Raw genomic sequence first — 24,251 nt, 5'->3', positions numbered from 1 at the left:
CCTCGTCGGAAGGACCCGCACCCGTCGCCTACAACCACCCGGACTCGCGGGCGATCCGGATCGCGTCGATGCGGTTGCGTGCCCCCGTCTTCCTGGAGACCGCGTTCAGGTGATTGCGCACGGTCCCCACCGACAACGACAGCCGCTCGGCGATCTCCCGGGTCGGCAGGCCGCCCGCCGCCAGCCGCAGCACCTCGTGCTCCCTCGGCGTCAACGGACTCTCCGCCGAGAGGAGCGCGAGCAGAGCGAGTTCCGGATCGAGAAACCTCTCGCCCGCCGCCACCTTGCGCACCGCCTGCGCCAGGAGGTCACTGGGCCCGTTCTTGCCGATGAGACCCGCCACGCGCCACGCCAGCGCCTGCCGCAAGAACCCGGCGGTCGCCGAATGGGTCACCAACAGCGTCCGGCACTCGGGCAACCGCAGGGCCAGCTCCCGCGAGCTGCCGAGCGCCCCGCTCTCACCGTCGTCGCTGTCGATGACAACCACGTCAGGCCGGTGGGCCAGCGCCCGCGTCACCGTCTGCTCATGTCCCGGCAGCGCCGCGACCACATCGATGTCCTCCTCACGGGCCAGCAAGGCGGCGAGCGCCCCACGTACGAGGTCCGTCTCCTCGACAAGAAGCACCCGGATCACCATCGCTCCCGCCGGTGTCAAGCGGCCCCCTTCGCACCCTCCGTGCCTCCGGGACCGGGACAACACCGTACGACGTAATGCCGCCCTTACCCCTTATTGCCGGATTTATCACCGTACGGCGCGACGAACGCATCCCCGATCAGATTCGTGTCCTCGGGCACCAGCCCCGGGTAGTACGACTCGAAGACGACCGTCGACGCGTCCCCGCTCAGCGCCGCGCCGCCCACGGTGACGGGCTTGCCGTCCTGCCCCGGGGACAGCAACTGCTCCTCGCACCGGTAGGAGGTCTTCGAGCCGTCCGTCTCGCGGCTGACCCGCCGCACCTCCTGCGTCTTCAGGTCCAGCAGCATGCCCCGACACGGGAACGAGCCCTGCGGATCGGCGGCGTACCGAGCGAGGCGGCGGTCGCGGTCGAGTAGGACCCGAAGGTCAAATACCTTTCGAAATCGGAGAGTTGGGGCGTGGAGGTCGTCGCCCCAAAGCCTCCCGACAAGGTCAATGCTCTGGACTACCGCGGAGGGGTGGACCTTTTCTCCTCTTCCTGGGCAGCGTTGCGCGCGGCGGTAGCGGACCTCACGGACAAGGATTTCGAACAGCCGTCGGGCTGCGCGGGCTGGCTGGTGAGGGACCTCGCCTGCCACCTGATCATCGACGCACAGGACGTCCTGATCACGCTCGCGAGCCAGGCCGCCCCCGACGCCACCCCCACCCGTCGAAGACCCCCTGGCAGCGCTGACCGTCCGCCTGGCGGCGGCCTACAGGCGACCCAGGACCAGCCACCGGCCCCAGGCATGCGCGCACGGCGGCCGAGGACTGTGTGGTCCGGGGTAGGCAGGGCGTCAGGTCGTCCAGGTCAGGTCGTCAAGGACGATGGCCGCGGCGCGTCTGACTGCACTACGGGAGCCCGTGGCTTGCTCGATGGCGAACGGCTCACACGGGGCCTGTATCGCCTGCCGCCGCGCGAGCCCGCACACTGCGCGCGCGGCGGACTGTCCCAACGGAGGCGATGACAGGTTCGCGGCGCTGCACTCTCCGTCCCCTCGCGCACAGTCCGCGCGGCCCGTTCCCGTCCTGCCGTTAGCACCACGTCCGCCATCGCCCTGACGGGTAGGCATCCAGCAGTTGCTGCTCGCAACCGTGAAGGGTCACTGTCCGAGGTCCGCCGCGCTTGGGGCGGTCTTCCTGGCGGAGAAGCAGCCACCGGTCCGGTGCAGGGCGACCGACAGCCGCGTCGCCACGGCCAGGGCGTCGCCCGGAGCCGAAGACGTGCAGCGTGACGACCGCGCCGGGTGCCAGTGACACGCCTCTGCGGCAAAGGTCTTGGCGTTGCAGCTCGCAGTGCGTCGATGCGATGATCACGCGCATGTCCGATCACGGGGGAGGCGGTGGAGCGGCGGAGGGGACGCGCCGGTCCAGGATCTACGACTACCTGGAGCCGACCGCCCCGGCGGAGCCGGCCGAGGCCACTCCCCCGCCCCCTCCTGAACACGTTCCGGATGCCGCTCCTGAGCGGCCTGCCACGGACCAGGCCGCCCTCCACCACCGCCGTCGGCGGCGCGAAGCCGCCGCTCTACTCGGTGAGTTCCGGCGTACGGCGGTCCTGGTGCCCCTGTCAGCTGACGGCGACCCGCTCACCGGGGAGTTCGGCGGTATCCGCTGGATCTACGCCTTCTCGGACGAGCCCTCCCTGGCACGATTCGCCATCGCAAGGGGCGAAGGAGCGCGGGAGTGGACGTACGACCGTGTCCTGGGCGCCCGGCTGCTGGACGTGGCGATCCCGGCGATGCCGGTGCCGTACGGGGTGGCGCTGGACGTAGGCAGCGAGGGTCAGGGGGCACTGTTCCCGCCGGTCGTGGGGATCGTGCCGGACGCGGCGGCGCTGGACGCGGACGTGCACGCAGACACGAACGACATGAACGGGATCGCCCCGAACGGGGAGGAGTTGACTCGATGAACGACGGCGGAGGTGGCGGGGGCGGCGGAGGCGAGGGCAAGGACCTTCAGGTGGAGGGCCTGTCGCTGATCACCGAGGGCATCAACCTGGCCCTGTCGGAGCTCCGTGAACTCGGCATGGTCGGCGAGGCGAGCGTGGGCCGCGGCTTCTCGGACCTGGCCCTGTCCGGCCTGGAGTTGGGACACGGCGGACTGACGTCGGCGCTCGACACCTTCTGTGAGCGCTGGGAGTGGGGGGTCCGCGCGCTGATCCTGGAGGGCAGCACCTTCGCGGACGCGGTGGGCCTGGCGGCGGGGACGTTCCACGAGACCGAGCAGTACATCGACGGCACCTTCAAGATCGCGGCGAACTCCGTGATGGGCAACCCGCACCTCACCGAGGACGAGGTCACCCAGATGTCCTGGGGCGAGATCGGCGACAACCACATGTTCGCCACCTCAGACTGGAGCGCGGAGTCCTGGGACCGGGCCCAGGAGAACACCGACCAGGCCTGGAACGACGCACAGCGTGACGTGCTGACGTCCCCCGTCCTCCAGAACGGGCCGGTCGACCCGCAGGAGTCGATGGGCATGACCGACCAGCAGTACGAGGCGTGGCTGGACCGGCAGTACAGCCCCTCGCGCGAGGAGCGTGAACAGGCGGCCCAGGCCGGCGTGGACGAGAACCAGCGAGGCGGGGACGCGGGCTGATGGGCGGCTGGATACCGGACGGCGTGGGAGACAAGCTCAAGGGCGCCGCCAACACGGTCGTCGGCAAGGCCGAAGAGGTGTACGCCGACGGCAAGAAGCTCGTCGGCGAAGGCATCGACGCGGGCACCGACTATGCCGGTGAGCGTTTGGAGGACATGGGCCTCCGGGGCGTCGCGGACAAGGTGGAGGACTGGGGCGACGGCGCCGCGTCCGCCCTGGGCGCCACCCCCGGCGAACAGCAGCTCGGGGAGACCGAGCAGGCAAACGAACTGATCCACGGCAATGTCGGCCGCATCCAGGAGAGCGCCAAGCACCTCAAGGACTTCCACACGGCCTTCGACAAGGTCGGCGACGGCATGCGCAAGCTGGACTCCTCCCGCTGGAAGGGCAAGGCCGCCGACACCTTCCGCGAGAAGTTCGCCATGCACCCCAAGAAGTGGCTGCACGCGGCGGACGCCTGCGACAAGGCCGCGAAGGCGCTCGACTCGTACGCGGACACGGTCAAGTGGGCCCAGGGCCAGGCCCAGGACGCCATCGACGCCTACAAGGCGGGCGTGAAAGCGTCCAAGGCGGCCGTGGAGGCGTACAACACCAAGGTCGACGCCTACAACGCGAAGGTGAAGGCCGGTGAGGATCCCGGCCCCAAGCCGGCCGAGTTCAGCGACCCGGGCAAGGCGGACATCGCCCGCGCCCACGAACTCCTCAAGGAGGCCCGCCGCCAGCGCAACGAGGCCGCCCGCACCGCCACCACCTCGGTCAAGGCAGCCCTGGAACACGCCCCCGCCGAACTACCGCCCGCCCTCAAGCTCGCCGCCGACATCACCGACTACGGGGCGGCGCAGAGCACGGAGCTGCTCCATGTCGCCGGGGGCGTCGTCAAGGGCGGCGCAGGCATCATCACCTTCGGCCGCAGCATGAACGCCCTCGACCCGTACAACATCGCCCACCCCGCCGAGTACTACCAGAACGTCAACATGACGCTCGCGGGGCTCACGTCGACGGTGGCGCACCCCGACCGGGCCCTCAAGGACGCCTGGCAGTCCGCCAAGAAGGACCCGTCCGAATTCGGGGGCCGCGTCGTCCTCGACCTCCTCGGAACCAAGGGGGCGGGGGCAGCGCGCGGGGCGGTGACGGGCGGCATCAAAGGCACGCTCAGACACACCGCCGAGGACGTGTTCGAGTCGGGAAAGAAGCCGAATCCGTCGGCGCGAGAGAGTGTCGGTGACGCTCCCGGCCGGGACTCGCGTCAGCCCGACGCGGTGGAGTCGCGGGGCTCCGACCCGATCGACTTCGCCACCGGCCGGATGTACCTCCCCCAGACAGACGTGAGCCTGCCCGGCGCCCTTCCTCTGGTGTTCAGACGCCGCGTCGAGTCGGGCTACCACCTGGGCAAGTGGTTCGGCCCGTCCTGGTCCTCCACCGTCGACCAGCGCCTGGAGATCGACTCCGAGGGCGTCATCTTCGTCACCGAGGACGGCCTGCTCCTCGCCTATCCCCACCCCGCGCCGGGCGCCCCGACCCTCCCGGGCCACGGCCCCCGCTGGCCCCTGGACCGCGAGGACGGCGGCTACACGGTCACCGACCCCGCTACGCGCCGCACCTGGCACTTCACCGACCGCCGGGACGATCTCGCCGTCCTCGAACAGATCGACGACCGCAACGGCAACTGGCTCACCTTCGAGTACGACACGGAAGGCACCCCGCTCGGCATCGTCTCCAGCGCCGGATACGACGTCCGCGTCACCACGGAGGCCGGCCGGGTCACGGCCCTCCACCTGGCTGCCACCGGCCAGGAGCTGAAGCGCTACGGCTACACGGACGGCAACCTCACCGAGGTCGTCAACTCCTCCGGCCTCCCCCTCCGCTTCACCTACGACGAGGCCGGCCGCGTCACATCCTGGACGGACACCAACGACCGGGCCTACTCGTACCAGTACGACGACCAGGACCGCTGTATCGCCGAGGGCGACACGGACGGCCACATGACCCTGCGCGTCTCGTACGACGACACTGACCCCGACACGGGCCTGCGCGTCACGACCACCACGACCGGCGAGGGCCACACCCGCCGCTTCCTCATCAACGAGACGTGGCAGGTGGTCGCCGACATCGACCCCCTGGGCGCGGTCACCCGCTACGAACGGGACCGCTACAACCGCCTGCTGTCCCTGACGGACCCCCTGGGCCACACGACCACGTTCCGCTACGACGAGTCCGGCAACCCCACGGTCGTCACACGCCCGGACGGCCGCGAGGCGCGAGCCGAGTACAACGGCCTCGGCCTGCCGACACGGGTGGTGAACCCGGACGGCACGGTGACCCGCCAGACGTACGACGAACGCGGCAACCGCACCTCGGTGACCGCCCCCACAGGCCTCACCACCCGCTTCACCCACGACGACGCGGGCCGCCTGACCGCAGTCACCGACCCCCTCGGCCACACGACGACCGTCCGCTGCGACCCCGCCGATCTCCCGTTGGAAGTCACCAACCCGCTCGGCGCGGTCACCCGCTACGAACGTGACCCCTTCGGCAGACCCGTCACCATCACGGACCCGACGGGTGCGGTGACCCGGCTGGAGTGGACGGTGGAAGGCCGCCTCGCCCGCCGCACGGCCGCCGACGGCACCACGGAGTCGTGGACATACGACGGTGAGGGCAACTGCACCACCCACACCGACCCGATGGGCGGCGTCTCCCGCTTCGAATACACCCACTTCGACCTGCTGACGGCCCGCACAGGCCCGGACGGCGTACGCCACGAGTTCGCCTACGACCTGGAGCTGCGGCTGACCAAGGTCACCAACCCGCAGGGCCTGACCTGGAGTTACGAGTACGACCCGGCAGGTTCACTGATCGCCGAGACGGACTTCGACGGCCGCACCCTCACCTACGCACACGACGCGGCGGGCCGCCTGACGTCCCGCACGAACGCCCTCGGCCAGGTGGTGTCCTTCGAGCGCAACGCCCTGGGCCAACTGCTCCGCAAGAACGCGGCGGGCGACGTCACGACATACGCCTACCTTCAATGCAGGTGATGAATATATATCCATTACAGTCGAACACGGAAATGAAGTAATCACCGCCTTCCCGAGGAGTTGGCCCAGATGAGAAAGATGCCCTGCCCTCACTGCGGACAGGACTGGATCAGAAGATACAGAACAAAAGACCTGAAATTCGTCTTCTTTATGTGCCCGGAATGCGAGTCGCTTTGGCTGCACGAAGAAGACCTGGAGGAGGAAACCGAACTTTATCTGAGCGAGTACCTGCCCCAGTACGATGCATCATCCGTCTGGGACAACATCGAGGACATCAGCTAAACGCCGCCCATGCTCGAAGTCCTATATTCCTGAATCACAGCGACAAGGTTCTTTTCCTTCCGGTTAGGGCTACTCCGCTTGCTGTGCTTCCCGGATTTGAAGTTTTCTTCACCGAAAGAGGGGGCATGACTAGAACAGTCAAGTATCGACTGCGCAGCCCCATTGGCGGACTGGCTGCCAACCTCACAGCGCATGCACGATCTTCCACCGAATCAGACCCCTCGGACGTGCAGATCCACGGCAACGTACACCTAGCTCTTCCACCCGATGGACTGCACTGGAAAGATCTCGCATGGCTATGCTTCGGCGTCGCCCTCAATGCACCGGAATTGACCAAGAGATTTCCTCGCGGAATCACCATCCAAGTCATCTTGATCGAAGCGCCGTTGAGCGACTATCGCCCCGAAGTTGCAGCGCTGGCAATGAATCTATGGCTGCATGAAGAGTTCGAAATTCCCTTCGCCGACGTCGGCACCGAATTCAATACAACGTCCGGAGATTACGAATTCAGATGGGGCGATAAGGTAGGCCCCTTCTCCGACCCTTTGATCCAGTCGCGATAAAGTGATGCATTCACTGCAGGAATCTCACCCATCTTCCAGGAGAAGACCAGGGGGCTACCCAAGGAGCTGGATGATATGAACTGCTGGGCACCGGCCGAAGCGGTCGGCTGTCCGGGACCGCGCAGCCTCCAACACCCCCACCAAATTCGAAGACCGGCCCGCCACCCAAGACGGAGGCCATTTAGGGCCTCCCTGCTAAATGGTTTGAATGGATTCCACATGTCGACCCTAAGTGCGCATGCGATGCAAGTACTCAGCAGGTTTGGAGAACTTGCTTGGTTTTCTCTACCTTCGGATAAAAACCCTGTACACGGATATCCTCAGGTGCCGTATATGGGGTGGCGTTACACATCCCCCCAAGAAGACGCCACACACCTCATCGAAGATTCCGTAGGAGCAATTTCCACAAGAATCGAATGGACGCTCGACAGGACAAGGAAAAATCGACTTCTGGTTCCAACGCGGATTCTGCGCGAAGCGCATGGGCTCGACAGCCCGGCATTCGCCAACGTTGTCCACTCCGTAAACACCCAGGACCACGAATTTTGTTTCAGGGCGCTATCGGATCTCGACCTCATCCTCCAGCACCTGCAGCAGGTCCCGATCCCGGAAAAATGACACCGCTACCACACTGGCCCACCCCCTGGGCATCACGGAAAGCCAACGGGAGAGATCATCGAGAGCCCGGGATATGCGTGCGATGGCTGAAGAAATCAAGATCCGCGTCGAAAAAGGTGGCCGGGAAGACCAATGGAAGATGGTGGTCGAAGGGGAGGGCCCATGGACTCTTCGCCTCGAATCACCCGACAGGGTTGAGTCGACGGCGAGCGGCGACAACATTTTCGAAGCTTTGCGATCCATGCGAAGAGAACTCTCGTCAAGAAACCTCTTGCTCTGCTGCAACGGAGCACGCGTTAACGTGAGACCTTCAGGCCTCTCTGCATCACACGGCGCGTGGATGGTTTACGTTCTCCACATGTGGCGCCCTTCAACAGTTCGAGATCTGGTTCCCGTCTTCGGATACGCCCCGCCTCACAAAATCGGCACCGTGGAAGAGCAGGATGCCTACTGGGAACTCCACCTCAAGAACAGAAAGAATTGGCTTAACTTCATCAACCCGCTTTGGTGGATCTACTTTTTCACAAGCTCCTGGGGGAAACCCAAGAGGCACGATTTCTGAGCTTGGTCGGTGACCGTCATGAGTCGCCACCGCCTGCCTGCTGGGCGCGTCGCGCCCGCCGGATGGATGACGTGGAGGTCCTCGACTTCGTCGAAGTGCCTCCAGTGACTGGACCGTCCCCCGACGGCGAAAACGGAGACACAACCGGTGACCGAAACACGACCTCTGTTCGACCCGAACGAGAAGAGGGGGGACCGGCCCGTCGGCCGACGCCCCGAGCCGACGCAGGCTCCGCCCACGCCGCCCCCGATCACTGAGCCACACACCGGGACAGCCGACGAAGAGTGACTCGCCAGGTGTCCACCGTTCGAAACCCGCACATCCTGCACCCGCCCGGAGTGGTCTAGCGTGACGCTGGACGCCCGCCCCTCCTGCTCGCCCTGATTGTGAGGCCCTACGTGCACATCGCGCCCCTCAGCCCCGACGATCCCTCCGAGCTGGGTGGATACGAGTTGCTCGGGCGGATCGGGCAGGGCGGTATGGGCCAGGTGTATCTGGGAGAGTCGCCGGGCGGGGAACCGGCCGCCGTGAAGGTGATCAAGCCGTCCATCGTGGACTCGGAGACCCGGCTGAGGTTCGCGCAGGAGGTGGAGATCCTCAAGACGATCTGGGGAGCTCGGATCGCCGCCCTCCTGGACGCCGACCCGGAGGCGGACCCGCCGTGGCTGGCGACCGAGTACGTCGAGGGGCTGGACCTCAGCAGGCATGTGGCCAGTCACGGCCCGCTGGACGCGCTGCTCACCGCCTCGCTGGGTGCGACGCTCGCGGAGGCGCTGGCGACGGTCCACAAGCAGGGGCTGCTGCACCGTGATCTGAAGCCGGCCAATGTGCTCCTCGGTCCCAACGGACCGAAGGTGATCGACTTCGGGCTCGCGGTGTTCGCGGAGTCCAGCGTGTCGCTGACCGCGGCCAACACGGTCGTCGGTACGCCTTCCTGCATGCCGCCCGAGCAGGCGAACGGTGAGAAGCCGCTGACCCCCGCGGTCGATGTGTACGCACTGGGTGCCGTGCTGCTGTTCGCCTCCACTGGGCACGCCCCCTACCGGGCCGACAACATCCACCTCCTGTTCCACCAGGTCGTCGACGTGTCGATCGCGCCCGACCTGTCGGGAACGCCCGAGGAGCTGGTGCCGCTGTTGACGGCGATGCTGGCCCATCGTCCCCAGGACCGGCCCGCACTCGACGACGTCATCCGGCGGTGCCGGGCACTGATCGAGGCCCGGGGGCTCAAGGTCGCCCAGGCGAGGCGCAGGCTCACGAACTTCACGGCGGCTCCGGCCCATGTGCTCGACGACCTGCTCGCCGTGGACCGCCCCGCAGCAACGGGATCGACGGCTCGGGCACGTGCCGGGGCGGCCGACGTTCCGGGCGGCCGAGGAGAGCCAGAGATGCTCGCGCCCGAAGCGGCCCGGCAGGAGCCGGGCGGGTTCCGGCCCGACCGTCAACAGCCCGAGCCGCCGCACACCCCGCCGATGCCACCGGCTCCGGTGCCCTCGCCGACGGATCCGCGCCTGCTGTTCGCGCGCATCGACACCCCCACGCCGCCACCGACCGGCACCACGACGGACGAGGTGGCGGTGAAACCGGACCGCAGTCGGCCCTCGGCCCGTCCGGCGGCAGGAGGCAGTACGGGCACCGGCGGCGGCAGCAGCGCCCCACGCCGCTCGCTGCGGCACTCCGCACAGGCCAGGATCACCGCCCAGCGGCTGCGCGAGGCATACGCGGCCAGTAGCCCCTTCTGACCCGCACCTCCTGGCCCGTACGCCCCTCCGACCCGCGATAATGGGCGGGCCCTGAAGAGGGGCCCGCGCATGTACGACCGAACTGCCTCAGGAGGCCACGGGTGACCGCCGTCCAGACCAGTGCGGAGCAGAGCGGCGCCACGACCGGCCAGGAGCAGGAGCACGACCAGTACCCGGCCGGTGCCCAGGTGCTCGTGCGGGACGAGGTGTGGCTGGTCAGAAGCTCGATGCCGACGACCGACGACGGTACCCGGATCGAGGTCGTCGGCGTGTCGGAGTTCGTGCGCGACCAGGAAGCCGTGTTCTTCTCCGGCCTGGACCGCATCGAGCTGCTGGACCCGCGCGCGACCGCCCTGGTCATGGACGACTCCCCGAACTACCGCCGCTCCCGGCTGTTCCTCGAAGCCGTGCTGCGCCGCACCGCGCTCCCCCAGTCGGAGCGCCGGCTCGCCCTGGCCGACTCGTTCCTGATGGACCCGCTGCCGTACCAGCGGCGCCCCGCCGAGCTGGCCCTGTCCGGCGCCAATCTCCGACCGCGGCTGCTGATCGCGGACGTGGTGGGCCTCGGGAAGACCCTGGAGATCGGTCTGACGCTGGCCGAGCTGATCCGTCGCGGCCGGGGCGAGCGCATCCTGGTTGTCACCCCGCAGCATGTGCTGGAGCAGTTCCAGCACGAGCTGTGGACGCGGTTCGCGATCCCGCTGGTGCGGCTGGACTCGGTCGGCATCGAGCGGATCCAGCGGGAGATCCCGGCCGGACGCAACCCCTTCACCTCGTTCAAGCGGGTCATCGTCTCCATCGACACCCTGAAGAACACCGACCAGTACCGGCACCATCTGGAGCAGATCCGCTGGGACGCGGTCGTCATCGACGAGTCCCACAACCTGATCAACCGCGGCTCCCTGCGCAACCAGCTCGCGCGCACCCTCGCCCCCCGCACCGACGCCCTGATCCTGGCGTCGGCGACCCCGCACAACGGCGACGCGAAATCCTTCGCCGAGCTGATCGGCCTCCTCGACCCGGTCGCGATCCGGGACCCGGAGAACTACCGCGCGGCCGACATCGAGCACCTCTTCATCCGCCGGACGAAGATCAGTCCCGAGGTCCGCGAGCAGATGAAGGGCCAGTGGGCGGACCGTGGTCCCTCCCGCTCCGTGCACTGCCCGGCCACCCCCGCCGAGGAGAAGATCTTCGAGGAGCTGGCCGCCGTCTGGCTGCCCGGGGACGCGGGCACCTCGGTGAGCTCGGTGCCCCTCTTCCCGTACACGCTGCTGAAGTCGTTCCTGTCGTCCCACGCGGCGCTGCGGGCCACGGTCTCCGCGCGGATCAAGACCCTGGAGAAGAAGGACGACCCGCAGGGCACCGCGGCCGAACTGGCGGCCCTCTACCGGCTGTCGGAACTTGCCGCCGAGCTGACCGAGGCGGACTCGGCGAAGTTCGCCGCCCTGGTGCGTCAGCTCCGCGAGGAGATCGGTGTCGGGCCCGGTTCCGACGAACGGGTCGTGGTGTTCTCCGAGCGCGTGCAGACCCTGGAGTGGCTGGCCGAGGTGCTGCCCGCGGCACTGGGCTTCAAGGGCCGGGCCGCCCGTGACTGCGTCCGGATCATGCACGGCGGTCTCTCCGACGAGCAACAGATGGCCTGTGTCGAGGAGTTCGGCCTGGCCGACACGCCCGTACGGGTCCTGGTGACCGGTGATGTGGCCTCCGAGGGCGTCAACCTGCACCGCCAGTGCCACCAGTTGGTGCACTACGACGTGCCGTGGTCGCTGATCCGGATCGAGCAGCGCAACGGCCGTATCGACCGGTACGGGCAGGCCAGGCCGCCGGAGTTCCGCGCGCTGATCCTGACCAGCGACGTCGAGGGGGCCAAGGACGACACGGTGGTGGCCGAGCGGCTGCTGGAACGTGAGGACCAGGCCCACCGGTCCCTGGGCACGGCGGAGGCGGTGACCGGCCTGTACCGGGCGGAGGCGGAGGAGAAGTCCCTCATCCAGGACCTGCTGCGCGGCCGGACCGTGGACGAGTCCCTGGACGCCCGCCACTCCGGTGCGGACGGTGAGGACGCGGGCCTGGACGACTTCCTCGCTGACTTCTTCGGCCCGGTGGGTGAGGAAGCGCCGCCGGTGGAACCCACAGCGGCCGACGGCTCCGCTGCCGGTACGGAGTCGTCGGGCGGCCGGGCCGCCGCGAGCCCCGTGCTCCCCCGGCTGTTCGACTCGACCGCGCACTTCCTGGACGACGCGCTGCGCGAGGTGTACCCGGACGCCCGCGAGCGGCTGGACCTGGACCGCGACCAGCAGTCGGGGCTGCTCTCGTTCCGCCCGCCGACGGAACTCGTCCACCGGCTCAAGGCGCTCCCCATGGACTACCTGCGCGAGCAGCGACTGCGCGAGCGCGTGCTCGTGACGTTCAACCGCCGCCTCGCCGAGCACTCGCTGCAGCGCGCCCGGGAGTCGTCCACGTCGAGCTGGCCGGAGATCTCCCTGCTGACGGACCTGCACCCGGTCGTCGAGTGGCTCACCGACAAGGTCCTCGTCGGAATGGGCCGCCAGGAGGCCCCGATGATCACGGCGAACGTGGCGGAGCCCGTCTATCTCGTCCAGGGCGTGTACTCGAACAAGCTGGGCAGGCCCACGGTCGTGAAATGGATGGGTGTCACCGGGCGGGAGGGACGCAAGGACGGCCTGGTCGACGACGACATGGTGGCACTGCTGCGCCGCTGCGGTGTCGGCCCCTCCATGGCGAACAAGCTCCGCTACCGCGACCCCGAGCCGCTGCGCAAGGCCCTCCCCAGGGTGCTGGAGACCGCCGAGGGGTTCCTCAACACACACCGCGACGCCTGGGACGAACCGCTGCGCGAGCCCATCGAGCAGTACAAGCGGCGGCTCGGCACCTGGCGGCAACCCACCCTCGCCGGGGAGCGTACGAAGGAGCGCCTCGCCGATCTCGCCGACTCCCTGCTGACGACGGGCCGGCCGCTGCTGCGGGTCCTAGCGGTGCTGGTACCGGACCCGGACCGCAAGGACGGCGACGACGGCCCGCCGCTCGTCTCCCTCACCGCCCCCGCCGCGTCCGCCTCCCGGTTCTGAGAGAAGCCCTGCCATGACGTACGACTCCCTGGTCAACCGCGGCGACTACTTCTCGGCCCACTATCTGGCCGAGGTACTGCCGAAGGACCTCAAGTCGGGCCTGTTGCAGGTGTGGAAGGAACGCGAGGAGGCGGCGAAGCCGCCTGCCGAAGGTGCTGCCGCGTCGGAGGCCGACGTGCTCGCCACGGCGGTGCCCGGCGGCGGCGAGCTGCCGGTGACCCCCCGGGCCGGGCTGCGGGAGCTGCGCCGCGACTACTTCCGGGCCCGGTCCTTCTTCGCCCTTCCCGAGGACGAGGACGGCATCCCCGCCGTACGCGACACCGACGACGACACGCTGACGTACCACGCCCCGCAGTGGCGGGAGCGGGTACAGGCCCTCAACGCCGAGGTGCTGCGCGCCCTCGGTTACGACGCGAAGCCGCGCACGCTCACGGTCGAGCGCGCGGGGCAGACGTACGAGATCCCGGTCGCACACGCCGAGAAGGGCCTCGTCGCGGTGGACTGCGGCTGGGCCGCCGAACCGGACGCCGCACTCGACCCGAAGGGCCGGGGACGCCTGCTGGAGCCGGTGCCGCTGGACGGCCCGGCCCCCGTGGAAACCGGCTCCAAGCTGGCCTCGTTCCTGTTCGCCTGCGAGGAGGTCGACGGCGACCGGCCACCCCGGTACGTGCTGCTGCTCGGCGGCGGCGTGATCGTCCTCGCCGACCGCGCGGTGTTTGGCGAGGGCCGCTACCTCGGTGTCTCCCTCGACACCGCGCTCCAGCGCAACGACACCAGGGCGGGCGGCGAACTCGACACGGTGGCCGCGCTGTTCGGCGCGGACTCGCTGCGCACACCGGAGGAGGGCGGCGAGAACCCCCTCGCCGAACTCGTCGGCAAGTCCGCGAAGCACGCCGTGGGGGTCTCCAGCGAACTGCGCGACGGCCTGCGCAAGAGCGTCGAGCTGATCGCGAACGAGGTACTGGACCGGCTGCGCGAGCAGGGCCTCAACCCCGAGGACATCGGCGAACTCCCCGAACTGGGCCGCCGGTTGACCCGTGAGTCGCTGCGCTACCTCTACCGGATCCTGTTCCTCCTCTACGCGGAGGCCCGCCCCGAGCTGGGCATCCTCCCGGCCGACTACCCCGAGTACCAGCAGGGGTACGGCCTCGGCCGGCTCGCCGAGCTGATCGCCGACCGCGAGCCCATCAGCGACACCGCCCGCAACGGCTTCTACCTCTACGAGTCCCTGGACCTGCTCTTCGGCAAGGTCCAGGACGGCTACCGCCCCCGCCGCACCCACGGCGTGGAGGCCACCCCGGTCGACGCGGACGCGAAGACCAGCGAGGACGTCGGCCTGCGCTTCGAGCCGCTGCACAGCAAGCTGTTCGAGCGGGACGCGATCCGGCTGATCGGCGACGACAGCCTCCCCGACCCTCGCCACGACTCCGACGAGGCCCTGGCCCGGGGCGAGTCCGTCCGCCACCTCGACACCCGGCTGCGCAACGCCACGCTCCACCAGGTGCTGCACAGCCTGATGATCACCCGGGGGAAGCGGGGCGAACGCGGCGGCTTCATCTCGTACGCCCAGCTCGGCATCAACCAGCTCGGCGCGGTGTACGAGGGCCTGATGTCGTACAGCGGTTTCATCGCGGGCGAGGAGCTGTACGAGGTCGCCAAGGGCGGTGACCCGAAGGACGGCTCGTGGCTGGTCCCCAAGTCGAAGATCGACGAGTATCCGGACTCGGTGTTCGTACGCCGCCGGGACCGGAACACGGGTGAGGACGTCCGGGTGCGGTACGCCCCGGGTTCGTTCGTGTACCGCCTCTCCGGCCGCGACCGGCAGACCTCCGCCTCGTACTACACACCGGAGTCGCTGACGAAGGTCACCGTGCAACTGGCTCTCCAGCAGCTGCTCACCGAGGAGACCGAGGCGAAGGAGCTGCTGAACTGGCGGATCTGCGAGCCGGCGCTCGGCTCGGGCGCGTTCCTCAACGAGGCGATCAACCAGGTCTCGGCCGAGTATCTGCGGCGCCGGCAGCACGAGTTGGGCCGGTCGATCGACACCGAGCAGTACGCCGTCGAGTTGCAGAAGGCCAAGGCGTACATCGCCCTGCACAACTCGTACGGCGTCGACCTCAACGAGACGGCCGTGGAGCTGGCCGAAGTGTCGTTGTGGCTCAACACGATGCATCCCGGCATGGAGGCCCCCTGGTTCGGCCTGCACCTGCGGCGCGGCAACTCGCTGATCGGGGGGCGGCGGGAGGTGTACGCGGCCGATCGTCTGAAGAAGGGCGGCTGGCTGGGGACGACTCCGGAGCGGTTCGCGTTGGCGGACGCGGTGGGGGGTGCGACGCTGCCGGAGGGCTCGGTGCACCACTTCCTCCTCCCGGCGAAGGAGTGGGGCGCGGTCGCCGCCGAGAAGGAGGCGAAGGCGCTCGCTCCGGAGGCGGCCAAGGCGCTGGGCGCGTGGCGGAAGGCGATCACCAAGTCGCCGACGGCCCGGCAGACCGCCCGGCTTCAGGGGCTGGCCCGGCGGGCCGAGTACCTGTGGGAGCTGGTCGTACGGCGACTGGAGCTGTCGGAGCGGGACATCTCGCGGCACATCCGGGTGTGGGGCGCGGAGGGTGACTGGCTGCGGCGGCCGGAAGTCGTGGTGCAGCGGGACGAGGTGCTGGCCGACCTCCAGGCCGAGGACACGCCGTACTGGCGGCTGAAGACGCTCATGGACACGTGGTGCGCGCTGTGGTTCTGGCCGGTGCAGAGTGCGTCGCTGCTGGACGGTACGGATGGGCGGTATGCGCGGGCCGAGGCGTTGGCGGAGCGGGCGGCGGAGTTCGAGGCGGCGGGAGACGCGGCGGCGGCTGGTACGGCCGGTGTGGAGGACTCCGGGGTTCTGATGGCCTGGGATGTGGACGCGCTTCCCGGCTTCGAGGCCGAGCCCCAGCAGATGACGCTGACACGCGATTCGGTCTCGCGCCGCCGCACCGGACGCCGCGAGGAGCGGCTCAAGGGGCAGCGCCGGGAGGTCATTCCGCTGGCGGGGCTGGACGACTGGCTCGACTTCGCCGAGGCGTTGCTGGGTACGCAGGACGTGCCGAGCGAGTCGCTGGTGTCGACGTTCGAGACGCTGGACGACCTGTCGGTGTATGAGGACGAGTTGCCCGAGTGGATGGGCATGGAGCGGTTCCAGTGGCTGGAGAACCGGTTCCTGTGGGCGGGCACGGCGAAGGATGTGGCGAAGGCTCAGGGGTTCTTTCACTGGGAGTTGGAGTTCGCGCAGGTGTTTGCGCGGGGTGGGTTTGACTTGCAGGTGGGGAATCCGCCTTGGGTGCGGCCGCACTGGTATGAGGACCAGGTTCTAGCCGAGTTGGAGCCATGGTTCGTACTGGCGGAGAAGCCGAGCGCGGCAGAGCGGCGCCTACGTAAGGAAGAAGTGCTTTCCGCGTTCGGTAACACGTACTTCCTCGAAGAGCTGGCCGTGCACGCCGGAGTTTCAGCCACGCTGAGCAGTCCAGCCACGTATCCGCTGCTAGTGGGAACGAAAATTGATCTCTATCGGGCTTTCATGGCTCAAGTGTGGCGCCATATCTCGCAGCACGGCAGTACGGGGCTAATCCATCCGGATACGCACTTCGGTGGTGTGCGCGAGGGTTCCATCCGGTCCGCCGCGTACCGGCACCTTCGGGTCCACGCTCACTTTGTTAATTCGGCGAACTGGGCGTTCGAGGATCTCGACCGTGGCTGGGAATTTGGGATGCACATCTACGGGTCGCCGCGTGATCCTGACTTCCTGCACCTAAGCGAGCTACGCGGGGCCGATGTTCTCCCCACCTCCTTGACCCACGACGGAAGAGGCCCCACGCCCGGCATCAAGCACAACGGTTCGTGGGACATCCGGCCTCACCGCGAACGCGTAATGCGCGTGAACATGGGTCTGCTTGCCAACTGGCAAGCCTTGACGGGCTCGCCGGGCTCAGCAAACGAGACGCCTCTGCTCTACCCCGTCCTACGTGGTGAGCAAGGGGCTATTGATGCGCTTTCCGCTCATCCAAACAGCCTCGTCGACTACCACCCACTGATCACAACGGGATACGACGAAGGCGCTGCCAAGCGAGAGGGTCTAATCCGTTGGGGTAACCAGGCCGCCTCGGAGCCCAGCGGTGTCATCCTCCAAGGGCCACATTTTGCATCAGCTCTTCCCTTCTCGAAGGAACCACGGGTCCCGTGCCGAAGCAACAGGGACTGGGACTTGCTCTCGCCAACGCAACTTCCTGAGGCATATACCCCCGTGACCAACTATGTGCGAGCCACCGACGAAGCAACATACCTAGCAGCCCAGAGTCGCTGGCATGAAAGGCCGTTTACCAACTTTTTCCGGCTGGCCTGGCGAAGAATGATCCCCTTCAACAGCAGTCGCTGCCTTCACGCCGCGCTAATGCCGCCCGGACCCGCCCACGTCCACACCGTGCAATCCATGGCTTTGCCAGACAACCACCTCACCGCCCTCAACGCCGGATTCTGGGCAGCCCTTCCCCTGGACTACCTACTCCGCATTACTGGCCGCTCCGATCTCCAGACCAGCGAAGCCCGCAAAATGCCCGCGCCCGACCCTGCGCACCCCCTTGCCCCCGCCCTTCTCCTGCGCGCCCTCCGCCTGAACGCCCTCACCACGCACTACGCCCCCCTCTGGACAGAGCTGTTCGACCCCCGCTGGGCAGGCTACGAGGACTGGGCCAACCCCAGCTGGCCCCACCTGAAACCCCTCGCCGCCGGCCTCAAGCCGACCTGGGAGTACGGCACCCCGCTCCGCACCGAGCACGAGCGCCGCGCCGCCCTCGTAGAACTCGACGCCCTCGTCGCCGTCTGGCTCGGCATCACCGCCGACCAGCTCGCCGCGATCTTCAAGTCCCGCTACCCCCAGTTGTACGACTACGAGTCGGCGACCTACTTCGACGTCAACGGCCGCAAGATCGCGGGCGACTTCAACACGTACGGCCACGGCCAGACCAAGCAGGACTACCTCGACCTCCTCGCCCACCTGGAGGACCCGGAGCGGACCCCTCCCCCGGAGGGCTACCAGGCCCCCTTCTACAAGGCCGACCGCGAGGCCGAGATGAGGGCCGCCCACGCGCACTTCCAGGCACGGCTGGACGCGGAGATCACTGCCGGGCGCTGGTCGCCGCCCGTACGCGAAGCCGTACAGGCGTAGTCGACGGGCCCTGCCGGACACAGGTCTGCCCCTGGCACCTTGCCAGGGGCAGACCCAACGCCCTACCGGACGGCGAAGCCGACGAACGCGGTCCAGGCCGCCGCATCGACCGCGAGGCCACGGCGGGCTATTTCCTTGGAGTCGCGTACGTGGACGGTGTGAGGGCAGACGGCGACCTCGACGCACTCGCCTCCATCACCCGTGCTGTAACTGCTCTTGAACCAGGCCAGTTCGGGCTCGAAGTTCATGTCTCTCCCAGCAACTTCTCTACGTATGCCAGTGACTCAGTCGGCGTGAGGGCCTGTGCTCGGAGAATCCCGTAACGGGCCTCAAGCTCCCGGACCTTCGGTTGCCCCGAGTAGAGGCGGCTGTCGCCTTGCACCTCTGCATAGGCGATCCTCCGCCCTTCAGGTGTATCGATCAAGGTGAACGGGCCACCCAGTGCGCCGTGGTCCTCGCGACTCACCGGCATGACCTGGATCTCGACGTTCCGCTTATGGCCGATGAGCAGTACCTGCTCCAACTGGCCCCGCAGTACGTCCTTACCCCCGAGAGGCCTCTGGAGCACGCACTCTTCCAGGACGAAGCTCACCAGCGGCGCGGGCTTGCGCGCGAAGATCTCCTGCCTCGCCAGACGTGCGCTCAGCCCTTGCTCGATCCGATCCTCGTCGAGCAGTGGGCGGCGGACGGAGAACACCGCTCGGGCGTACTCCTCGGTCTGCAGCAGGCCCGGGACGGCGTACATCGCGTACACATGCAGCTCAACCGCCTCCCCCTCCAACCTGGCCGCATCCCGAAAGAACGCCGGAAACTGCGCCCGCGCAACCTCCTCCTTCATCTCCTGGAGAACCCCACCCGCGTCCAGCACCTCGTCCGCCTGGTCGATGAACTTCGGTGGCGGCACCCGGCGCCCCTGCTCGTACGCGGCGATCGTCGACACCGAGTAACCCGTGACCGACCCGAACTCGGCCCGTTCCAGCCCCGCCCGTACCCGGAACCTCTTCAACTGCCGCCCGAAGACCCGCAGAATCCCGGAGCCCGCCCCCAGCTCCCGCTCATCCCCCTCCGCCCCGGACTCCTCCTCGGCCGACCCAACCGCCAACTCGCTCATGTCCCACACCACCTCCCCGGCCAACGCGCCCCCGCGCCGACCGTCACGCTCCACCCCGCCTACACCCACCGACCCGCCACGTACAGCAACAACCCGTGTGCACGTCGTATCTCGTCACGGTAAAACCGGCACGTCAGCGTGGACCACATGAACAACGAAACTTCCCCCTCCCAGGGGGCCTCACCGCGCCCGGTCCGCGAGTTCGCGATGCGGTTCACGTCGTCCACACGCGGGGCGCGCCTCGCCCGTCGCCTCGTCTCGCACCGGCTGGACTCCTGGGGTCACCCGTACACCGGGGACGCCAACGAGAGGCTGGCGCTGATCACTTCGGAGCTGGCCGCGAACGCCGTACGGCACGGGCATGTCACCGGGCGGGACTTCCACGTACGGCTGTCCGAGACCGGCGGCAGCCCGCGCACGCTTCGCGTCGAGGTCACCGACACCCGCACCGAACGCGTACCGCTGCTCACCGCCCAGGAGCCGCCCGGCGACGAGGAGTCGGGGCGGGGGCTGCTCGTCGTCGCCCAACTGGCGACCCGTTGGGCGGTCGACCCGCGTGCCGGCGCTCCGGGGAAGACGGTGTGGGCGGAAGTACGCCTGCGATGAGAACGCGGCCCCGGCAGGCACCAGGCCACTGCGGCCCGCACGTACACAAGGACGTACACGTGGACTTCTGACGAGGAGGGCGAGCCTGCGTACCCCCGGCTCGTACCCCTCCCCGTCAGCTGTCCGAGAGCCCGGCTCAACGCCCCGAGTCGAGGAACTCCTTCGCCTTCTTCGGGTGACCGCCGTCCTGCTGCAGGACGTACAGGTGGAGCCCGTCCTCGCGGTCGGGGTTGGCAGGAGTGTCCTTCACCGCGATGGCCATCCCCGCGTCGAGTTCCCCGATGCGAAACGCCGTGAACGACTGCGCGTCGGTGGATTCCGACGACGACTCGTCACCCGTGTCGTCGCAGCTGTTCTCCTGTACGCCCTCGACCTTGTCGCCCACGGTGAAGTCCTGGTGGGAGACCCGGGTGTAGAGCTCGCCACGGAACTGGACACCGTCGGCGCAGGAGGCGGAGCCACCGTCGTTGCTCGATGCGGAACATGCCGACACCGAGAGGAGCAACAACGCTGTGAGGATGCCCTGCGGCACCCGTCGGCCGCGAGCACGGGACGCGGTGGTCATGTGTGCCCCTTTCATGTCAGTAGATGCTGCGCAGGCCGCGCACGTCGCCGTAGCCGAGCGTGCGCCACTTCTCCGTGCACTCGCCGAGTTTCGGGTACATGGTGAGGTTGCTGTGGCTGGAGCCTTCGACATGGTCCAGGCCGAAGACGTGCCCGGCCTCGTGGGTGCCGACACCTCGGAGGTCGTACTTGTCCGAGCAGCTGCTGGTGACGTTGTCCGTGAAGTTGTAGTCGTGGGTGTTGTACCGGACGTCCGCCTCGAACAGGTCGAAGGTGACGGGCCAGTACCAGGCGCAGGTGATCGCGAGGGTGCCGGTGTCGAGGTTCCCCGCGTCCCAGGTGCTCACGTCGTCGTAGTCGGTGCAGTTGCCGTTGCTGTCGACGTCGGACTCGTAGGTGTGGGTTCCCTTGTAGGACGCAGAAGCGCCCACCTCGTCGTCGAGGCCGCAGGTGTTGTACGAGCCGGTGATGTTGTTGATGGCATCGGTGAAGGCGGTCGCGGCCTCGCTCTTCGTCAGAGCACCGGGCATGCCTCCGTCGCCGACGTACCAGTTGTACGTCCCCCACTCGGCATAGGACTTGGTGTCGTAGGAGATGTCCTCGCACTGGCCGAGCGCGGCGGCCAGATCCTCGGTCGAGTCCTCCTCCGTGGTCGAAGCCTCCCCCGCCTGCTCCGATCCGTAGGAAATCACCCCCGACTCCGATACCTCGACCGTCAGCTCGGGCGCGCTGCCGTCCACGGTGACCGCGCTCAAAGCCACACCCACACCCGGCCGCGGAATGACGACACCCACACCGTCGAGTCGAACCACCTGTCCGACCAGCCCACAGTCGGTCACGGAGGTCCCCTCCGGCACGTCGGAGACGGTCAGCTCGGTCGTATCCGCCGTGGAGGGACAGGACGTCGCCTCGGATGCGGTGGCGACGGCCACCTGCCCCTGCGTCAGCAGGAGGAGGGACGCGGCGACAATCGCCCGACCGACACCGGGCACGGGTCTACTCCGATACCCCTTGCACACACTGCGCACGTTACGTAATTTCTCGATCACGCACGCGAACGTAAAGGTCACCCAGATATCAGGTCAAGACATTTATGCACACCTGTGAACCTCGTGTGAGACCAACGGAGTTGAGCGCGCGTCACCGCCGAAGCGGATCGCCGTGATCTTCAGCTCGCGCTGTGTGGCGCGAGGGGAGTCGCGTTGGGCGGTCGCCCTGCGCGTCGGTGCGCCCGGAAAGGCCGTGTGGGCTGAGCTGTCCCCGTGCTGAGGACCTGATCGGCGATCGTGAGCGGATCGTGGTTCGCGGGCCGGGCGTGATCGGGAATATGCCTGCCATGGGGGTATCACGCACACGCAGGGCAGCCGTGGTCTTTCTCGCTCTGCAGACGGTGAGCGCGGGGCTGGCTCTGTGGCTGTCCGACCAGTTTCAGGTGGCTCGGCCGATCGCGACCGCCGTAGCCCTGATTCCGAGTCTGCCCGGCGCGTTCCTGGCATGGATCGCCTACCGGGACGACCGCGCCGAGGCCGCCGCGGACACGGACGCGAAGGCCCGGACGCTGGCCGCAGCGGTCACCGCGGCCGAGACCGCCCAGCGTGCGCAGCTGATCGGTCCCGGTGCCCATCGCATCGATCTGGTCTTCCGTCACCGGTCCGAGCCTGCCAACAACGCCACCGGCGCTGCCGCCGAAGGGCGTCTCACCGACGTGGTCGCCTACTACCAGGGGCTGCGCCCTGCCCGCCTGGTGATCACCGGCGAGCCGGGTTCCGGCAAGACCCTGCTCGCGCTGGATCTCCTGCTCGGCCTGCTCACCCACCCCGAGCGCACCGAGGCCGACCCGGTCCCGGTCCGTCTTTCCCTGGCCGGCTGGGACACCGACCGACCGCTGCGGGACTGGCTCGCCGAGCAGGTGCACGCGCAGTTCCGCGATCGCGGCGTAACCGCTGCGGACGCGTGGCTGTTGGTGGACCGGCACCGGGTGCTGCCGGTCCTGGACGGCCTGGACGAAATGGACGCCGCCACCGTCGCGGTCGGCCGCCGCCGCGCCCCTCGCGCCCTGGAACAGCTCAACGCCTACCAAGATCCCACCGGCAACGCCCCGGTCATCCTCACCTGCCGCACAGCCCAGTACGCCGAGCTGGCCGCTCTGGACGTACGGATGCGCGAGGCGGCACGTATCGAGATCACCCCCGTCACGCCGGCCCAGGCCACTGCCTACCTCACCGCCCGCAGCACCAGCCCCGCCCGCTGGGCCACCGTCTTCGACACGCTGGCCGACGCCCCCGAGGACGCCCTCGCCCAGACCCTGAGCACTCCTTGGCGGCTCAACCTGGCCGCCACGGCCTACGAAGAACGTCACCCCGAGACCTTCGGCTACCTCCGCGACCCGGGAGACCTGCTCGGATTCGCCTCTCACGGCGGGGTACGCGACCACCTCCTCGGCGCCTACCTGCCCGCCGCCATCAGCCAGCACCCCACCCGCCCCGGTCGTTACCGGCCCGATCAGACACACCGCTGGCTGGCCGCGCTCGCCGTCCATCTCGCCACCGCCGCGCCCGCGTCCGCGTCGACCGGAGCCGACACCGATCTCGTACTCCACCAGTTGTGGCCCATGGCAGGGCGTCGCCGGGTCCGCGCCGTCGACGCGTCGCTCGCCGCGCTTCTCTTTCTCGCTCTCGACGCCCTGCTCCTGGTACAGGTCCCCATGGACCTTTCCTCACGTGAGCTGCTGGGCGCCTTACCTGTCATGCTGCTGGGGCTCGGGGCCTTGTGGCAGGCCGGCAGAGCGCACCCCCAGCGACCCCGGGCCGCCCGACTACAGCGGCTGCGGGACCCCGCTCAACGGCGACGGACCCTCCGGGAGATCGCCCGCGGGCTCGGGGCCGGCCTCGCGGGCGGCATGGGGGTCGGCCTCGGAACGGCTCTTGCCATCGACTTCGCCATCGGACTCGCGGGCGGCCTGGCAATGGCCCTCATGGGCGGGCTCGCGATCGGGCTCGTCAGCGGGCTCGCGGGCGGGTTCGCGCTCGGGCTCACCGCCCCAGCCGCCGCGGCCCTGCCCGCGAGCGGGCTGCCCTCACAGGCGGACCCCCGCCACCTGGTCCGGGACGACCTTGTGATCGGCCTCGCGGGCGGGCTCACGTTCGGGTTCACGGGCGGGCTCGTGGGCGCCCTCACCTTCGGAGCCGCGTTCGGTGTCACCTTCGGGCTCATCGCCGGGTTCACGGGCGGACTCGTGGGCGGTCTGTACTTCGCCACCGGTGCGGGCCGTCGCTACGTGGTCTTCCTCTGCTGTTCCCGTGGCCGACTGCCCTGGCGGCTCGGCACCTTTCTCCACTGGGCCTACGGGGCCGGCCTGCTGCGGATCTCCGGCACGGCGTATCAGTTCCGCCACCGGGAACTACAGGACTGGCTCACCGCGCGCCCCCGCGCGTAACGGTTCGGACGGACGCTCGACCGCATGCGACCTCGCCACGCGGAACGGCCCGACTGCCGCAGACACCCCGCGCCGGTGCTCGGGACGGACCGTGTGAGCCGACCGGCACCAGCACGGAGAGACAGCCACCCGCTCCGATCAGCCACTTTCGCGCCAACGCCTGACGGGTTTT

17 protein-coding genes and 1 pseudogene are annotated in these 24,251 nt (G+C 68.4%); 12 read left to right on the top strand and 6 right to left on the bottom strand.

Annotated features, from left to right (window positions below; genetic code table 11):
- Positions 1-28: 28 nt before the first annotated feature.
- Together ACZ9QC_RS30270 and ACZ9QC_RS30265 are read right to left on the bottom strand one after the other, a co-directional pair.
- Positions 29-634, bottom strand: a complete 606-nt coding sequence (locus ACZ9QC_RS30270) for a response regulator transcription factor (protein ID WP_472921852.1) — start codon at positions 632-634, stop codon at positions 29-31.
- Positions 635-720: 86 nt separating this feature from the next.
- On the bottom strand, positions 721-984 hold the full coding sequence (locus ACZ9QC_RS30265; protein ID WP_472916010.1) for a hypothetical protein: 264 nt from the start codon (positions 982-984) through the stop codon (positions 721-723).
- Positions 985-1,095: 111 nt separating this feature from the next.
- Here ACZ9QC_RS30265 and ACZ9QC_RS30260 point away from each other — a divergent pair, with 111 nt between their 5' ends.
- The 10 genes and pseudogenes from ACZ9QC_RS30260 (at position 1,096) to ACZ9QC_RS30215 (ending at position 18,362) form a co-directional block, all read left to right on the top strand.
- The gene (locus tag ACZ9QC_RS30260; protein ID WP_472916009.1) at positions 1,096-1,644 is read left to right on the top strand and encodes a maleylpyruvate isomerase N-terminal domain-containing protein; all 549 of its coding nucleotides are present in this window, start codon (positions 1,096-1,098) and stop codon (positions 1,642-1,644) included.
- Between the two features lie 353 nt (positions 1,645-1,997).
- On the top strand, positions 1,998-2,588 hold the full coding sequence (locus ACZ9QC_RS30255) for a hypothetical protein (RefSeq protein ID WP_472916008.1): 591 nt from the start codon (positions 1,998-2,000) through the stop codon (positions 2,586-2,588).
- Positions 2,585-3,277 (top strand): hypothetical protein, encoded by a 693-nt coding sequence (locus ACZ9QC_RS30250; RefSeq protein ID WP_472916007.1) that lies wholly within the window; start codon positions 2,585-2,587, stop codon positions 3,275-3,277. The genes ACZ9QC_RS30255 and ACZ9QC_RS30250 overlap by 4 nt, the downstream gene beginning before the upstream one ends.
- A pseudogene (locus ACZ9QC_RS30245) lies at positions 3,277-6,300 on the top strand (putative T7SS-secreted protein); the annotation flags it as partial. The gene ACZ9QC_RS30250 and the pseudogene ACZ9QC_RS30245, both read left to right, overlap by 1 nt.
- Before the next feature lie 84 nt (positions 6,301-6,384).
- Complete coding sequence (locus ACZ9QC_RS30240) at positions 6,385-6,597, top strand: hypothetical protein (RefSeq protein WP_472916006.1); 213 nt, start codon at positions 6,385-6,387, stop codon at positions 6,595-6,597.
- A 125-nt stretch (positions 6,598-6,722) separates the two neighbouring features.
- Positions 6,723-7,160 (top strand): hypothetical protein, encoded by a 438-nt coding sequence (locus ACZ9QC_RS30235; RefSeq protein ID WP_472916005.1) that lies wholly within the window; start codon positions 6,723-6,725, stop codon positions 7,158-7,160.
- 700 nt (positions 7,161-7,860) lie between these two features.
- Positions 7,861-8,340 (top strand): hypothetical protein, encoded by a 480-nt coding sequence (locus ACZ9QC_RS30230; protein WP_472916004.1) that lies wholly within the window; start codon positions 7,861-7,863, stop codon positions 8,338-8,340.
- A gap of 398 nt (positions 8,341-8,738) precedes the next feature.
- On the top strand, positions 8,739-10,082 hold the full coding sequence (locus ACZ9QC_RS30225) for a serine/threonine-protein kinase (protein ID WP_472916003.1): 1,344 nt from the start codon (positions 8,739-8,741) through the stop codon (positions 10,080-10,082).
- Between the two features lie 101 nt (positions 10,083-10,183).
- Complete coding sequence (locus ACZ9QC_RS30220; protein WP_472916002.1) at positions 10,184-13,171, top strand: helicase-related protein; 2,988 nt, start codon at positions 10,184-10,186, stop codon at positions 13,169-13,171.
- A gap of 13 nt (positions 13,172-13,184) precedes the next feature.
- Positions 13,185-18,362, top strand: coding sequence for an Eco57I restriction-modification methylase domain-containing protein (locus ACZ9QC_RS30215; protein ID WP_472916001.1), 5,178 nt, complete (start codon positions 13,185-13,187; stop codon positions 18,360-18,362).
- Positions 18,363-18,424: 62 nt separating this feature from the next.
- Here the strand turns inward: ACZ9QC_RS30215 and ACZ9QC_RS30210 are convergent, their stop codons facing one another.
- Together ACZ9QC_RS30210 and ACZ9QC_RS30205 are read right to left on the bottom strand one after the other, a co-directional pair.
- On the bottom strand, positions 18,425-18,610 hold the full coding sequence (locus ACZ9QC_RS30210; RefSeq protein ID WP_472916000.1) for a DUF397 domain-containing protein: 186 nt from the start codon (positions 18,608-18,610) through the stop codon (positions 18,425-18,427).
- Positions 18,607-19,473, bottom strand: coding sequence for a helix-turn-helix domain-containing protein (locus tag ACZ9QC_RS30205; RefSeq protein ID WP_472915999.1), 867 nt, complete (start codon positions 19,471-19,473; stop codon positions 18,607-18,609). Before ACZ9QC_RS30205 ends, ACZ9QC_RS30210 begins: the two co-directional genes overlap by 4 nt.
- A gap of 147 nt (positions 19,474-19,620) precedes the next feature.
- Between ACZ9QC_RS30205 and ACZ9QC_RS30200 the strand changes: the two genes are divergently transcribed.
- Positions 19,621-20,079: an ATP-binding protein gene (locus ACZ9QC_RS30200; RefSeq protein ID WP_472915998.1), complete on the top strand. Its 459-nt coding sequence runs from the start codon at positions 19,621-19,623 to the stop codon at positions 20,077-20,079.
- A 136-nt stretch (positions 20,080-20,215) separates the two neighbouring features.
- Here ACZ9QC_RS30200 and ACZ9QC_RS30195 read toward each other — a convergent pair whose 3' ends face one another.
- Positions 20,216-20,644: a DUF6281 family protein gene (locus tag ACZ9QC_RS30195; RefSeq protein WP_472915997.1), complete on the bottom strand. Its 429-nt coding sequence runs from the start codon at positions 20,642-20,644 to the stop codon at positions 20,216-20,218.
- A 16-nt stretch (positions 20,645-20,660) separates the two neighbouring features.
- Complete coding sequence (locus ACZ9QC_RS30190; RefSeq protein ID WP_472915996.1) at positions 20,661-21,635, bottom strand: matrixin family metalloprotease; 975 nt, start codon at positions 21,633-21,635, stop codon at positions 20,661-20,663.
- A 344-nt stretch (positions 21,636-21,979) separates the two neighbouring features.
- Between ACZ9QC_RS30190 and ACZ9QC_RS30185 the strand changes: the two genes are divergently transcribed.
- On the top strand, positions 21,980-24,079 hold the full coding sequence (locus tag ACZ9QC_RS30185) for an NACHT domain-containing protein (RefSeq protein WP_472915995.1): 2,100 nt from the start codon (positions 21,980-21,982) through the stop codon (positions 24,077-24,079).
- Positions 24,080-24,251 lie beyond the last annotated feature (172 nt).

The organism is Streptomyces sp. HUAS MS02, from assembly GCF_055702265.1.
Note: the sequence above shows the minus strand (reverse complement) of the source record. Positions and strands in the feature narration are given on the sequence as shown.